We start from the raw sequence: 13,654 nt of genomic DNA on the forward strand, positions 1-13,654 counted from the left end.
TCGTCTTCTCTACTGTTATCGTTTCATCCGCTCAGTTCACCTTGAGCGGATTTTTTTAATTTGGGGGAAAAATTATGGCCATTAAGGTACAAGAAGAGCTTGATTCTGTTTTGGAATCTATTAATCAAGCTGAACAGAAATTTAACATTGATGCTTCTGATTTTAAAAAGCATATAAATCAGTTGGGAGGAACAGACACAGACGTTAATAAGCAAGCACTATTCTATGCAGTTAACCAAATAGCACTAGATCAACCCGATTGGACATTCATGGCTGCTAGCTTGTATTTGCATGAATTATATTGTGAGGCAGCAAAAAATCGGGGATATGAATTCACAAAAAAATATGGAAAATTTTATGAGCTCATTAAAATACTAACGGATTTAGGAATCTATTCTAGTGACTTACTAACCCTATATAGTAAAGATGAAATACATAGTATAGCAAAAGAAATTAGTCAAGATCAGGACCACTTGTTTAATTACATAGGATTATTCCTATTTGCAGATCGTTACCTTGCACGTGATCATGAACGGAACGTCTATGAACTTCCTCAAGAGCGTTTCATGATTATTGCTATGACGCTTATGAAGTATGAAAAGAAGTCCATTCGCTTAAGTCTAGTAAAAGAGACATATTGGGCTTTAAGCAACTTATATATGACGGTCGCAACCCCTACATTAGCAAATGCAGGAAAAAGCTTTGGTCAGCTTTCCTCATGTTTTATTGACACAGTCGATGATTCCCTCGATAGCATTTATTTAAATAATTGGGATATTGCCAGGTTGAGTAAAGATGGTGGGGGAATTGGACTCTATTATGGTAAGGTTCGTGCTTTAGGTTCCGATATTAAGAAATTTAGAGGAAACTCTTCCGGTGTTGTCCCATGGATCAAGTTAGTAAATGATACTGCTGTAAGTGTTGACCAATTAGGTCAGCGGCAGGGAGCCATCGCTGTATATTTGGATATATTTCATAAAGATATTATGAATGGATTCCTTGACTTAAAAACAAATAATGGAGATGAGCGTCGGAAAGCCCATGATATTTTTACCGGGGTTTCTATTCCGGACTTATTTATGAAAAAACTTGAAGAAAAAGATGATAACGGTAGAAGTATTGGAGAATGGCATACGTTTTGTCCCCATCAGGTAAAACAGATCATGGGCTGGAAAGATGAAAATGGTAATCTTCTTGGATTGGAAGATTTTTATGATGAAAGTGACCATAAATATTTTACCGAGAAATATGAGGAGGCGGTAAGTAACCCACTTCTTCCACGTAAAACATATCGAGCTATGGATATTATGGCACGAATTATGGTTTCACAACTAGAAACTGGAACTCCATACATGTTTTACCGAGATGAAGTGAACAGGAAAAATCCGAATAAACATCTTTTAGGCAAGGGTCGTACTTCAATCTATTGCAGTAACTTATGTACCGAAATTACGCAAAATATGTCACCTACAACGATCGTTAACGAATTTCATGACGAAGAGGGAAACATCGTAATGGTACGTAAACCAGGTGATTTTGTTGTTTGTAATTTATCCTCTGTTAATCTTGCAAAAGCTGTACCAGCGAATGTCTTAGAACGACTAATACGGATCCAGGTAAGAATGTTAGACAATGTCATTGACTTAAATACAATCTCAGTGCGGCAGGCGCAATTGACGAATAAAAAGTTTAGAGCTGTTGGACTTGGTACTTATGGGTGGCACCATCTTCTCGCACTTAAGGGAATTCACTGGGAATCTGATGCTGCCGTTCATTTTGCAGATGTATTATATGAAGATATTGCTTTTTACACCATTCGGTCTTCAATGGAACTAGCAATGGAGAAAGGATCGTATAGTCAGTTTAGTGGTTCTGAGTGGCAGACTGGTGACTATTTTACACGTAGAAATTACCAGACTGATAGGTGGAATGATTTAAAGAGGAAGGTAGCTATTCATGGACTACGAAATGGGTGGCTTATGGCTATTGCACCAAACTCTTCAACAGCAAAAATTGGTGGTTCAACAGATGGAATTGATCCCATCTATTCAGTTGAATACGCTGAAGAGAAGAAAAATTTTAAATTTAAAGTGACAGCACCTGACCTAAACCATCACACTTACAATTATTATCGTCGTGTAAGGCATGAAATTGATCAAGTTTGGAGTATTAAACAGAATGCTGCTCGTGGACGTCATATTGATCAGGCAATTAGTTTCAACCTGTATGTTCGACATGACATAAAAGCGAAAGATTTATTAAATCTTCATTTGGCATCTTGGAAGCAGGGGCTGAAGACAACTTATTATGTAAGAAGCACCACACAATCTGAAATAGAAGATTGCGAGGCGTGCCATAGTTAATGGGAGGAGAACTCAATGGACATTCATTCACCTTTAATAAAAATTAAACTACTAAATCCGAAGTTTCCGAATAAAACGACAGGAATAATTAATGGGCAGTCTTCAGGATTGCTTAACTGGAATGATATCGCTTACCCACAAATGTACGATTTGTATCAAACATTATTATCAAATTTTTGGAAAGCACAAGAAATTAATATGCAAGATGATATTAAGCAGTGGGACCAACTTAGCTTACCAGAGAAAGATGTATTTTTGCGCATTAATACCCAACTGGCCTCATTGGACAGCCTGCAAACACCAACGATGTGCCAGGTGATGGATTATGTGTCAGATTCAAGTATGAAAGCCATATTTGCGGTGATTGCTCAGCAGGAGGCGGTACATAACGAATCATATTCCTATATTCTAAGTTCTCTTGTACCTTTAAGTGAGCAAAATGACCGATTCAATCAAGCGAAAAGTGATCCAATCGTACAAAAAAGAAACCAACTCATATTAAATTCGTATGAAAGTTTTCGAGAAAATCCTACTCCACAAAATCTATTTCAATTAGGTGTAAATTCTATCAATCTGGAAGGTATATATTTTTATGCAGGCTTCGCTTTTTTCTATTATCTTGCCGGACAGCAAAAAATGTTAAAAACAAGCACAATGATTAGCTATATTCAACGTGATGAAATGCAACATGCTTATTTTATGGCTCAGTTTTTACGGATTCTTTTAACAGAAAATCCTAAATTAAATAATGAGGCAAACATTGATTATATTTATCATACAGTTGGACAAGCTGTTGAGCTAGAAAAAGAATGGGCACGAGTGATTTTCCGAGAGATAGATGGCATTGATTTGAATGAGTATGAGGAGTACACCGAATATCTTGCTAATAAACGGTTACGTCAGCTTGGTTTGCAAAATCTCTACGAGGACAGAAGTAATCCAATGCCGTGGATTCATGTGTTCAGCGATGAAATGATGAATGAAACGAAGTCTGATTTTTTTGAACAAAAATCAAGGACTTATTCAAAGGTTACACAATCCAATGGATTTGATGAATTATGAAAATAGCTATCGTGTATTCTTCTAAAACTGGGAATACAGAAGAATTAGTTCATTTGATTCAAGAGCTATTCATTAAGAAGAATGTTGTTGTTAATCTTTTTAGAATTGAGCAATTTCAATTCAATGTTTTAAAAAACTATGAAGCTATTGTGATTGGAACCTATACATGGGGAAACGGAAATATACCACATGAAATGATGGACCTTTTTCGTGCTTTTGAAACGCAAGACGTGAAGAATATAGTTACTGCAGTTGTCGGGACAGGGGACAGTGGCTATCCAAATTTTTGTGGGGCTGTTGATGAATTTAAAAGCATGCTTTATTATCACACTCATTTAGCTGTTACACTTAAAATTGAGGTTTCACTTCAACAGAAAGACATGAGCCGCTGCATACGGTTTGTTGAAATTGTTTTGGAAAAAATTCTACTTTATCGAAGCAATCTAAAGATAAAGAGTTAAAAGGAAACAAGAAGAGGTTGCAATGGAGGCAACCTCTTCTTTACTAATTACTTAAATGAATCTTCTAATTCATCTATCAATGAACCTACAAAAGCCACAGCTCTACTGATAGGTTCTGTCGTAGACATATCAATTCCGGCATGTCTCAACAACTCAAGTGGCTCCATTGTTCCACCTGCACGAAGTACATCTAACCATCTATCTACGGCAGGCTGGCCTTCTTCTTGAATCATTTGTGCGACAGCTGTTGATGCAGTTAACCCTGCAGAATAGGTGTATGGATATAATCCCATGTAATAGTGTGGTTGGCGCATCCAAGTTAAGCTTGCTCCTTCATCTATTACAACCGTATCTCCCCAAAACTCGGTAAGAACGGATTTGGTTACTTCTGTTAATATTTTAGCTGTTAGTGCTTTTCCATCTTCAGCAAGAGTGTATATTCTACGTTGATATTCCGCTTCAAGTAAATGGGTGACAAAATTATGATAATAGGTTCCTAGCAGTTGAAGAACAACCCAACGGCGCATTTGTTTATCTTTATATTTATGGAGTAAATGCTGGCCTAATAGCATTTCGTTCATAGTTGATGGTGCTTCTACAAAATACATGGAAGGGCGCACATTCATGATTCGTTGATTTTTATTGGCTAAAAAGAAATGTCCTGCATGCCCAAATTCATGTATTAAGGTAAAGCATCCACGCATATTATCCTGCCAAGTAATAAGGATATATGGATGAGACCCATACGGGCTGGAGCAAAAAGCTCCTGTGGATTTGCCAACATTATCTGCTAAGTCAACCCATCTTTCCTTAAATCCTCTTTCCATGATTTCGGAATATTCAGGACCCATTATTTTTAAAGAATCCAATATGAGTTGGGTCGCCTCTTCATAAGTAGTTTTTGGGTCGAAGTCTGGGTCAAGTGGTGCTTTCAAATCACAAAAAAGCATTTGCGGAAGACCAAGAACTTTTTGTTTTAATTGGGCAAATCTCCTCATATGTGGGGCAAGTTCTTTATATATAATGTCTATTTGATTATTATACATCTCCAATGTTACCTGCTGGGGCTCTAGTAACATATGGGTAACGGACTCGTAATTCCGTAAGTGTGCAAGAGTGACTTGCTTCTTTACCTCTGTAGCATAGGTTGCAGCCATCGTATTTGTGTACTTTTTTAAAGTTTCAACAAAAGAGTAATAGGCCTTTCTTCGAACCTCTGTATTTGCTGAGAATTCGTAGCGGCTCTCAAATAAAGAAAAAGAAACAGGCAACTCTTGACCACTTTCATCTTTTATCGGAGAAAAATCCATATCCGCCAATTTTGTCATTTGGTAGATTTGATAGGGGGCTCCTTGTAGTTCACCTAAAGCAGCGAGGGCTTCTTCTGTTTCAGGAGAAAGTCTATGTTTTTTCGTTTCTAGAATCTCCATTAAATTTTTTTGGAAGGCCTCGAAATCAGGCTCCGCTTGGATGTATTTTTCGACAATTCCTTCATCAAGGGCAAGAATTTCAGAATGAATGAACGATAATGCAGCGATACATTTCGTTCGTAATGCTGAAAATTTTGCTGAGTTTTCCTGATTATCTGGGTCAGTTCCATCTGCGGATTGTCTAAGGTTCGCATATGTCCCAGCCTTTGTAATTTTCATGGAAAGCTGTTCCTGTGCACATAGGCAATCTAATAATGCCTTTGCACCTGTATGTAAAGTTCCCTTATATTGATCAAACTTGTTGATTTCATGGTCAATTGTTATTAGTTCTTCTTCCCATGACTTCTCTGAGGGGAATAAGTCATCCAGATTCCATGTTAAATGTTCGGGTACTTCTGAGCGGTTTAACCGTTTCACTACTGGTTTTTTCATCAATTCTCCTCCTAACATTCTTTCGAGCTACTAAATTTATCATATATTATTAGAAAATTAAGTCAAATAAAAACTAATTCACCATCTGTAGGGTTTTCCTAATTTTTTGACTATTTATTGACCATTTATTTTTTTGAATGATATCATATTATTGGAAACGCTTACTATAAAAGGGGGTAACTACGATGGGTTTCGGTAATCAAGTGCAATTTAAAGTTTATCAAGAAATAGAGAATAATATTGTTCCGGTTTCGTATGAAGAGTTAGAAGCTAAGGCTAAAGAGCAACTTGAGGCAAAACCCTATTACTATGTTGCCGCATCAGCTGGTGCTGAAGTAACAGCAAGGAACAATAACAAGTCATTTGAAAAGTGGCATATCGTCCCACGCATGTTATGTGATACCGTATCAAGAGATCTAAGTATCGAGTTGTTTGTCAAAAAACTTCAGTATCCTTTATTGCTCGCACCAATAGGAGTTCAATCGATCGTCCATCCTGAAGGCGAACTAGCAACTGCACGGGCTGCGGCTGACATGGGTGTGCCTCTCGTGGCTAGTACTGCTTCTACATATAGTCTTGAAAAAATCTCTGCAGAAATGGGAGAAGGGGATAGATGGTTTCAGCTGTATTGGAGTAGCGACAGGGAAATTGCTGCAAGTATGGTAAAAAGAGCTGAGGCAGCGGGATATAGTGCAATAGTGATTACACTTGATACCCCAATGATGGCATGGCGTGAAAAAGATATTGAACATGCATATTTGCCATTCTTAGAAGCAAAAGGTATTGGTAACTATTTAGAAGATCCTGTTTTTTGTTCACGCTTAGAGAAGTCCCCAAAAGAGGATATAAAATCTGCCATCATGCTTTGGGCTCAAGTATTCGGAAATCCTTCATTAACTTGGAAAGACATTGAATATATCAAAGGACACACCACTCTACCTATTTTGTTAAAAGGGATTTTACATCCTGAAGATGCCAAGCTGGCATTAGAGCATGGTGTGGATGGAATTATTGTCAGCAATCATGGCGGCAGACAAGTCGATGGAGCCATTCCGGCCATTGATGCATTACCTGATATTGTTGATGTAGTGAGAGATGAAATCCCTGTACTAATGGACAGTGGGATTAGAAGAGGCTCTGACATTGTTAAATCCATTGCGCTAGGTGCCAAAGCGGTTTTGGTAGGTCGACCTTATATGTATGGATTAGCTTTAGCTGGAGAAGAAGGAGTGAAACAGGTACTACGTAACCTGATTGCAGATTTTGACTTGACCCTAGCCTTGTCAGGAAAGCGTACGGTAAGCGAGTTAAATCGGGATTTATTGAAGAAACTATAAGATTTGGGGGAGAAACAGTGGAAGAAAAACTAGTTAGAGCAATTCAAGATGAATATCCTGATGATTTTGCCTGGTGCTATGGTTGTGGCAGATTAAATGAAGAGGGGCACCACTTTCGTACTTGTTGGCAAGAACAACAGACGGTGACAATCTTCAACCCGGAGTCAAGGCATCTAGCATTACCAGGATTCGTTTATGGTGGAATAGTTGCTTCGTTAATTGATTGTCATGGAACTGGGTCAGCATCATTGGCCCTTCATCGTAAAAACGGTCATGAACCAGGAAATGGGGCGGAACCTCCGCGGTTTGTCACAGCTTCACTGAGCGTGAATTTTATCAAGCCTACTCCTCATGGTGTGCCATTAAAAGCGGTTGGTACAGTACATGAAATTCACCCGAAGAAATTTAAAGTGGAAACAGAGGTTTATGCAAATGATACTCTCTGTGCTCGTGGTGAGGTTGTGGCGGTAGTAATGCCAAATTCGTTTTTACAGAAAGAATGATCTAATAACCCGAGGCTAACTCAAAAACTAAGGAGTTAGTTTCTTGTTCTATTGTCATCAAAATGAAATGTTTTCTTTTGAAACAAAAAAAGACCTCCTGCCGTCAAATATTATAGGAATTGTTTGAACGGGAGGTTAACTGATGGGGAAGATGAAAATCTTAGTCATTTCCTTAGTGATTGTTTTTGCCATGGGTTCCGGTTTGGTAATGAGCGCATTTGGTTCTGCCTTTTTTCAAGAAGGAAATCCACTGCCTATCCTTGTGTCTGCCATAAAACTGCAATTCTCTGAGACAGAGTATGTTCAGTTCTCGAAAACGCAAAAAAGAAGCAGCTACTTGTCAGAAAGCAATAGTAATGACAGCTATTTAGTTGTGGAAAATTTTATGAAATCAAAAGGATGGTCGTTTCAAGAAAAAATGGGATCAGGCCTTATATTTACCAAAAATGGTGAGGATGCTGTGGTGGAGGTACGACAATACTCAAGACACTACTTTATCTGGGAGATTCAGAAAGCTTTTTTTCAGTAAAAGAACTAATACATAAACAACACATTAAAACCCCTAATCTTTTTAGAATAGGGGTTTTCGTTCGTATCAATCCTCTATTTGGCTAAAATAATCATTAACCAACTGTTCTAGTGGTTGGAGTTCTTTTTCCAAGTGAGTGTTTGCTTTCAATGATGAAAGGGCACTTTCAATAATAAATTTGCGGGGTACACCTGAATGTAATATTTCATCAATAATAAAGTCCAGTAGTTCAATAAATTTAGCCTGTTCTGCTTCATTAGAAATATGCTTTGCAATCGTTTTTCTTAATGTAACCGAGTGTTGAAGAAGTTGAGTTTTAAATCCCTTATCATTTTTTTGACAGCCAGGAAGCCACTTTTCAATCAGTTCTGATTGAAGCAATTGATCATTGGATTCGACTACATCTTCCACCATTTTCACTAGACGGCTAACACTATAACGTACTACTTGACTGATTTTTTCACCCGTTTCATACGCCATTCGATTGTAATGTACATTTATTTGGAGTATTCCTTGAAACATTATGGCGCAATCTAACAAATAAGGTCTTTTTTCCTCGCCAAAGATTTCAACCAAACGCTTATAGTACCAGTGAAGAGAATTTAATCGACTACGCATAATAAATTGTTTTAGGTCATTATCATTCGAGGCCATAACCTCTTCAAATAAAGCAATTAACTTATTTTTTCTATTTGTTATCATTTGCAATTCAATCTGTTTAATAAAAATCTCAATATCTGACGGGTCTTGACCCACAAGCAAGTCATTTTTGTCTTTCTCTAGCTTTTTGTAAATGGATTTGTAGATTGCGATTAATAATTCATTCTTTGAAGAAAAATAATTATAAAATGTACCCTTTGAAATACCGCTATAATCTAAAATGTCTTGAATAGATGTCGCTTGGAAACCCTTTTCAATAAATAATTGGTGGGCAGAATGAATAACATTTTGTTTCCGATTGTACATATAATCACCTTAGTATGGATTTGTACTGACTGTATAAAATATAGTACATTATTTCGAGTGTCTTTACAAACCCATAAATTTGTAGTTTATTTTAATTGCAAAAATTGAACTCACAGTATATTATTATGTAAGTGTGAAACAGGGGTATAAAAAATTGAACTAAAAGTTTATAGGGGGAAATTCAATGGATCAATCAAAAGCTGAGGCTAAACGTCCTCCATACGGAATTATTGCCATCTTAATGATTGGAGCCTTTATTGCATTCTTAAATAACACATTACTAAATATCGCACTACCTTCCATTATGAAGGATTTAGAAATAGAAGCTTCGACGGTTCAATGGCTAACAACAGGATTTATGTTAGTAAATGGAATTCTTATTCCATTATCAGCATTTTTAATTCAAAAATTCTCTGTTCGTCAATTGTTCTTAGCAGCGATGATTTTATTTACACTCGGGACCGTTTTAGCTGGATTTGCACATGCCTTTCCGTTATTATTAACCGGTCGGATGACTCAGGCTGCTGGTTCTGCCATTATGATGCCTTTATTAATGAACGTAATGTTAACAAGTTTTCCAGTTGAAAAACGTGGTATGGCGATGGGCGTATTTGGATTAGTATTAATGTTTGCACCAGCTATTGGACCGACATTATCAGGCTGGATTATTGAACACTATGATTGGAGAATGCTTTTCCATTTTATTACACCAATCGCGATTGTTGTTGTATTAATTGGTTTTTTCTTACTTAAAGATAAAAAAGGAAAAGTGGATATCAAACTTGATTTCTTATCTGTTATCTTATCTAGCGTAGGGTTTGGTGGATTATTATACGGATTTAGTTCTGCAGGTAAAGACGGATGGGATAGTCCAAAGGTATACGGCACCCTGGCAATTGGTGTTATTGCATTGGTAACATTTATTTTACGTAATTTAAACCAAGAACGACCACTGCTTAATTTTAGGATTTACAAATATCCAATGTTCGCTTTATCATCAGCGATTTCTATGGTTGTTACCATGGCAATGTTTTCAGGGATGCTTCTTTTGCCAATTTATGTTCAAACGATTCGAGGAATATCGCCGATAGATGCTGGATTATTGTTGTTACCTGGAGCAATCGTAATGGCTATTATGATGCCGATTACTGGTAAATTATTTGATAAGTTTGGCGGACGTCTACTGGCTATCATTGGTTTATCGATTACAGTGATCACAAGTTATCTTCTTAGTAATTTAACTCTTGATATGTCTTATAAACACTTAATATTTTTATACACTTTGCGTATGTTTGGTATGTCAATGGTGAATATGCCGGTTACAACCAATGGTTTAAACCAGTTGCCGGCAAGATTTTATCCACATGGTACAGCGATGAATAATACGATGCAACAAGTTTCAGGTGCCATTGGTACGGCTTTATTGGTAACAGTAATGACAACCCGTGCGAAAACACATGCAACGGAACTTGTTGCAGCAGCCAAGGCCAAAATGCTCAGCAATCCACCGACAACAGCGATTACTGAGGCTATGAAATTAAAAATGCAACACGACATCCAAATGAAAGCTATGCTTGAAGGGATAAATGATGCGTTCTATGTAAGTGTCTTTATCGCTGGTCTTGCCTTAGTCCTTGCATTTTTCATTAAACGTGCAAAACAAGCAGAAGACCCAGGAGAAGCTAAGCCAGCAGGCAATAAAGTAACTGCAAAGCTAGCTGAAAATTAAGGATTTGAAGTGCCAAGCACAAAAGTGCCTGGCACTTTTTTTATATTTAGAATACCCTATATTTGCTTTTTAGGGGAAAATACTCAATATTAGTAATGGAAGTTATTTTAGGAGGATGCTTTATGGTGAATTTTTCAGATGCTTATATTGAACGTTGCGATAAAGAAACAGAAAATATGATAAAGAATGAAACAGGGACATTTTTAGCTCAACCACTCACTTACTTGAAAAAGAATAAGAATGAGTTTATCTATCTAGAGTCAAACTGGTTTGAAGCGATTAGAGTAGAAGCTGTTTCGTTAGAGGTTGATGATGTGTTTGGAACCTATGACGTGATGTTAGGGCTAAAGCTTCAAAAGAAATTCGATAAAATATTAAAGGAACATCTAAATACAACTTTACATGGAAATGAAGCCAAATTTGATTTAATGTTTAGTCAAGACGATGGCCTATGGAATTTAAACTTTGCTTTGAATTATGTCGAAGGTTTTAAGGAAGATATGACCTTAAATGAAGCATTCCAAGTGATTTATCAATTCCTAAATAATTTAGTGGAAGCAGTTAAAGTAGGACAAATTTAGATTTAACAAAATTAGTGGGTCTAATTCAAAATTAAGAGCCTTTGCTGAAAGTAAGCAAAGGCTATACTTATTTAAAAAACTTGTTAAACATATTCACTTTACAAAATACCCTTAAGGGTATAGAATGGTTTTGTATTAAACATCTTGGAGGTTACTCAATGGTTATTACTTGGATTATTGCAGCGTTAATAATTGTATCTATATATCAAAGATATGTTCCTGTCATTGGAATTTCATCAGTACAAAATTTTTCCGATCATGGCGAACTTGTGTTACTAGATCTAAGAGATTATCAAACATCATCAAAAGAGGTGATTCCAAACTCGGTAAACATTCCATACGCCTACTTAAAGCGGTACTACAAAGAAATACCTCAGAAAAAGCTTCTTATAATTGCTTCAGATTCAATAGAAAAAAATCTGGCCATCCGTTTTTTAAAGAAAAGGCAATATTTCATTCATGGTTTTATGATTTTGGATGAAAAAAGGAGGGATAAGCATTGGAGTATGATAAGCAAACAAAAAATAGGTTAAAACGAACAGAAGGTCAAATTAGAGGTATTTTACGTATGATGGAAGAACAACAGGATTGCGAGAAAGTTATTAATCAATTATCTGCAGTTAGTTCTGCCATTAGTCATACAATTGGAGTCATTGTAAGTGAAAACCTTAAATATTGTTTAATTGAACAAGCAGATGCTAGCAACAAGGATGAACTTGTCAACGATGCGGTAAAACTTTTAGTCAAAAGTCGAAAATAAAAAGAGTTGACATGATTTTTTTTCTCTGTTATTATACCCCTATGGGTATATAAGTAATGAAAAACATACTCCGAAAAGTGAAGGAGTATAGAATTAAGGAGATGAGTGGTATGAGTACAAGCACCATAATCATGATAGTATTATTGGTTGGATTTTTTGCTTGGAGACTTATTCCTGTAAAAGGAGTACGCAATATAACAACCGGTCAATTGAAAGTTGAAATTGGTGACAAGAACAAACAATACATTGATGTTCGTACGCCTATGGAGTTTAAAGGACGGAATATTAAAGGATTTAAGAATATTCCACTTGATCAATTATCTAATAAAGCGGCTACATTAGCAAAAGATAAAGAAGTTATTGTTATTTGTCAAAGTGGAATGAGAAGTACACAAGCTTCAAAAATCCTAAAAAAATTAGGTTTTAAGCATATCACAAATGTAAAGGGCGGCATGAGCGCCTGGAATTAAAAATTAGGAGGAAATGACAGATGAAACGAATTACAGCTAAAGAAGTGGAACAAAAATTAGTAAATGGTGAAAAGTTAAATATTATTGATGTTCGTGAAGTAGCAGAAGTGGCAACTGGTAAAATTGCAAACGCAGTTAACATTCCTTTAGGATTAGTAGAGTTTAAAATGCCAGATCTTGATAAAAAGCAAAAGTATATTATTGTTTGTCGCTCAGGAGCAAGAAGCTCACAAGCTACCATGTTCCTAGAAAGCTACGGATTCGATGTTACCAACATGGACGGCGGAATGATGGCATGGGAAGGCGAAGTTGAGATTTAAACCATAAAAAATTTTTAAGAAAAATAATACTATACGGGGTAATTGATGGTAGAGAATCAGCTGATATGCAACAAAGGTTAGAAATTCGGCTAAATTGTTGCGCCCTTCATCACACACATTAATCGGAAGGTGGTTGTACTATGCAGGACGAACAAAAAAAACAGGTGGATTGCACCACAACAGGTTCCTGAGGTATTAACCGATCTAATACGTCTGGGAACGATGGGAAAAAAGGAATAATACCTATTCCTATATGACCTGGAACGTTAGTATGGCTCCTGGTAGGAGGCATTTACCTTATTATTAAAGCAGTTAGTAAATTTTTTTAATAAAGGAGAGGTAATAATGGATCAAATTACGGTTTATACAACCAATACTTGTCCGTATTGCACCATGTTAAAAAATTTCTTAATCACACAAGGCCTTGCTTACAAAGAAGTTAATGTTCAAATGGACCAAGCAGCTGTTAACAAGCTAGTCCAAACAACCGGTCAGTTAGGTGTTCCGCAAACAGAAATTAATGGACAATGGGTATTAGGATTCGATCCCGAAGCAATCATGAGCTTAGTTAAATAGCTTTACAAAAAAGAGAAGCAGTGAGTATACTGTTTCTTTTTTATTGTTATAGAAACTTTACTTCAATAACACTACATTTATTTTTTCTCCGAGATGAATATTAACAAATAGGATGTTCACAATATTGACAAATAT

The 13,654-nt window shown here is 36.4% G+C and carries 15 protein-coding genes; 13 read left to right on the top strand and 2 right to left on the bottom strand.

Going from position 1 to position 13,654, the window contains the following annotated elements:
• Positions 1–74 precede the first annotated feature (74 nt).
• From AC3A54_RS10065 to AC3A54_RS10075, 3 genes are read left to right on the top strand one after another with little or no spacing between them, the layout of a single operon-like run.
• Positions 75–2,363, top strand: a complete 2,289-nt coding sequence (locus tag AC3A54_RS10065) for a ribonucleoside-diphosphate reductase subunit alpha (protein WP_487654352.1) — start codon at positions 75–77, stop codon at positions 2,361–2,363.
• 15 nt (positions 2,364–2,378) lie between these two features.
• Positions 2,379–3,425 (top strand): ribonucleotide-diphosphate reductase subunit beta, encoded by a 1,047-nt coding sequence (locus AC3A54_RS10070; RefSeq protein ID WP_487654353.1) that lies wholly within the window; start codon positions 2,379–2,381, stop codon positions 3,423–3,425.
• The gene (locus tag AC3A54_RS10075) at positions 3,422–3,886 is read left to right on the top strand and encodes a flavodoxin domain-containing protein (protein ID WP_487654354.1); all 465 of its coding nucleotides are present in this window, start codon (positions 3,422–3,424) and stop codon (positions 3,884–3,886) included. Before AC3A54_RS10070 ends, AC3A54_RS10075 begins: the two co-directional genes overlap by 4 nt.
• A 47-nt stretch (positions 3,887–3,933) precedes the next feature.
• Here AC3A54_RS10075 and pepF read toward each other — a convergent pair whose 3' ends face one another.
• Positions 3,934–5,748, bottom strand: a complete 1,815-nt coding sequence (gene pepF, locus AC3A54_RS10080; protein WP_487654355.1) for an oligoendopeptidase F — start codon at positions 5,746–5,748, stop codon at positions 3,934–3,936.
• 185 nt (positions 5,749–5,933) lie between these two features.
• Between pepF and AC3A54_RS10085 the strand changes: the two genes are divergently transcribed.
• The 3 genes from AC3A54_RS10085 (at position 5,934) to AC3A54_RS10095 (ending at position 8,117) form a co-directional block, all read left to right on the top strand.
• Positions 5,934–7,085 (top strand): lactate 2-monooxygenase, encoded by a 1,152-nt coding sequence (locus AC3A54_RS10085; protein WP_487654356.1) that lies wholly within the window; start codon positions 5,934–5,936, stop codon positions 7,083–7,085.
• A gap of 17 nt (positions 7,086–7,102) precedes the next feature.
• Positions 7,103–7,588 (top strand): PaaI family thioesterase, encoded by a 486-nt coding sequence (locus AC3A54_RS10090; RefSeq protein WP_487654357.1) that lies wholly within the window; start codon positions 7,103–7,105, stop codon positions 7,586–7,588.
• 142 nt (positions 7,589–7,730) lie between these two features.
• On the top strand, positions 7,731–8,117 hold the full coding sequence (locus AC3A54_RS10095) for a hypothetical protein (RefSeq protein WP_487654358.1): 387 nt from the start codon (positions 7,731–7,733) through the stop codon (positions 8,115–8,117).
• A gap of 66 nt (positions 8,118–8,183) precedes the next feature.
• Here AC3A54_RS10095 and AC3A54_RS10100 read toward each other — a convergent pair whose 3' ends face one another.
• A complete protein-coding gene (locus AC3A54_RS10100; RefSeq protein ID WP_487654359.1) occupies positions 8,184–9,083 on the bottom strand; it encodes a TetR/AcrR family transcriptional regulator in 900 nt (299 codons plus the stop codon).
• A gap of 184 nt (positions 9,084–9,267) precedes the next feature.
• On the opposite strand from AC3A54_RS10100, the gene AC3A54_RS10105 reads away from it, so the two are divergent.
• From AC3A54_RS10105 to AC3A54_RS10135, 7 genes are all read left to right on the top strand, one after another.
• The gene (locus AC3A54_RS10105; RefSeq protein WP_487654360.1) at positions 9,268–10,812 is read left to right on the top strand and encodes a DHA2 family efflux MFS transporter permease subunit; all 1,545 of its coding nucleotides are present in this window, start codon (positions 9,268–9,270) and stop codon (positions 10,810–10,812) included.
• A gap of 122 nt (positions 10,813–10,934) precedes the next feature.
• Positions 10,935–11,393 (top strand): branched-chain amino acid aminotransferase, encoded by a 459-nt coding sequence (locus tag AC3A54_RS10110; RefSeq protein ID WP_487654361.1) that lies wholly within the window; start codon positions 10,935–10,937, stop codon positions 11,391–11,393.
• Positions 11,394–11,551: 158 nt separating this feature from the next.
• A complete protein-coding gene (locus tag AC3A54_RS10115) occupies positions 11,552–11,926 on the top strand; it encodes a sulfurtransferase (RefSeq protein ID WP_487654362.1) in 375 nt (124 codons plus the stop codon).
• Positions 11,893–12,153, top strand: a complete 261-nt coding sequence (locus tag AC3A54_RS10120) for a metal-sensitive transcriptional regulator (RefSeq protein ID WP_487654363.1) — start codon at positions 11,893–11,895, stop codon at positions 12,151–12,153. The genes AC3A54_RS10115 and AC3A54_RS10120 overlap by 34 nt, the downstream gene beginning before the upstream one ends.
• Before the next feature lie 110 nt (positions 12,154–12,263).
• Positions 12,264–12,623, top strand: a complete 360-nt coding sequence (locus AC3A54_RS10125) for a rhodanese-like domain-containing protein (RefSeq protein ID WP_487654364.1) — start codon at positions 12,264–12,266, stop codon at positions 12,621–12,623.
• 20 nt (positions 12,624–12,643) lie between these two features.
• A complete protein-coding gene (locus AC3A54_RS10130) occupies positions 12,644–12,943 on the top strand; it encodes a rhodanese-like domain-containing protein (protein ID WP_335547802.1) in 300 nt (99 codons plus the stop codon).
• Positions 12,944–13,288: 345 nt separating this feature from the next.
• Positions 13,289–13,519, top strand: coding sequence for a glutaredoxin family protein (locus AC3A54_RS10135; protein WP_487654365.1), 231 nt, complete (start codon positions 13,289–13,291; stop codon positions 13,517–13,519).
• Positions 13,520–13,654: the final 135 nt, after the last annotated feature.

The sequence above is a fragment of the Neobacillus sp. Soil_C_43 genome, assembly GCF_057656715.1.

What these genes read in the sequence shown, in the direction of transcription:
- AC3A54_RS10085 (WP_487654356.1), top strand. Translation starts at nt 5,934, where the DNA reads ATGGGTTTCGGTAATCAAGTGCAATTTAAAGTTTATCAAGAAATAGAG.
- AC3A54_RS10115 (WP_487654362.1), top strand. Translation starts at nt 11,552, where the DNA reads ATGGTTATTACTTGGATTATTGCAGCGTTAATAATTGTATCTATATAT.
- AC3A54_RS10095 (WP_487654358.1), top strand. Translation starts at nt 7,731, where the DNA reads ATGGGGAAGATGAAAATCTTAGTCATTTCCTTAGTGATTGTTTTTGCC.
- AC3A54_RS10135 (WP_487654365.1), top strand. Translation starts at nt 13,289, where the DNA reads ATGGATCAAATTACGGTTTATACAACCAATACTTGTCCGTATTGCACC.
- AC3A54_RS10100 (WP_487654359.1), bottom strand. Translation starts at nt 9,083, where the DNA reads ATGTACAATCGGAAACAAAATGTTATTCATTCTGCCCACCAATTATTT.
- pepF (WP_487654355.1), bottom strand. Translation starts at nt 5,748, where the DNA reads ATGAAAAAACCAGTAGTGAAACGGTTAAACCGCTCAGAAGTACCCGAA.
- AC3A54_RS10130 (WP_335547802.1), top strand. Translation starts at nt 12,644, where the DNA reads ATGAAACGAATTACAGCTAAAGAAGTGGAACAAAAATTAGTAAATGGT.
- AC3A54_RS10075 (WP_487654354.1), top strand. Translation starts at nt 3,422, where the DNA reads ATGAAAATAGCTATCGTGTATTCTTCTAAAACTGGGAATACAGAAGAA.
- AC3A54_RS10125 (WP_487654364.1), top strand. Translation starts at nt 12,264, where the DNA reads ATGAGTACAAGCACCATAATCATGATAGTATTATTGGTTGGATTTTTT.
- AC3A54_RS10065 (WP_487654352.1), top strand. Translation starts at nt 75, where the DNA reads ATGGCCATTAAGGTACAAGAAGAGCTTGATTCTGTTTTGGAATCTATT.
- AC3A54_RS10110 (WP_487654361.1), top strand. Translation starts at nt 10,935, where the DNA reads ATGGTGAATTTTTCAGATGCTTATATTGAACGTTGCGATAAAGAAACA.
- AC3A54_RS10105 (WP_487654360.1), top strand. Translation starts at nt 9,268, where the DNA reads ATGGATCAATCAAAAGCTGAGGCTAAACGTCCTCCATACGGAATTATT.
- AC3A54_RS10070 (WP_487654353.1), top strand. Translation starts at nt 2,379, where the DNA reads ATGGACATTCATTCACCTTTAATAAAAATTAAACTACTAAATCCGAAG.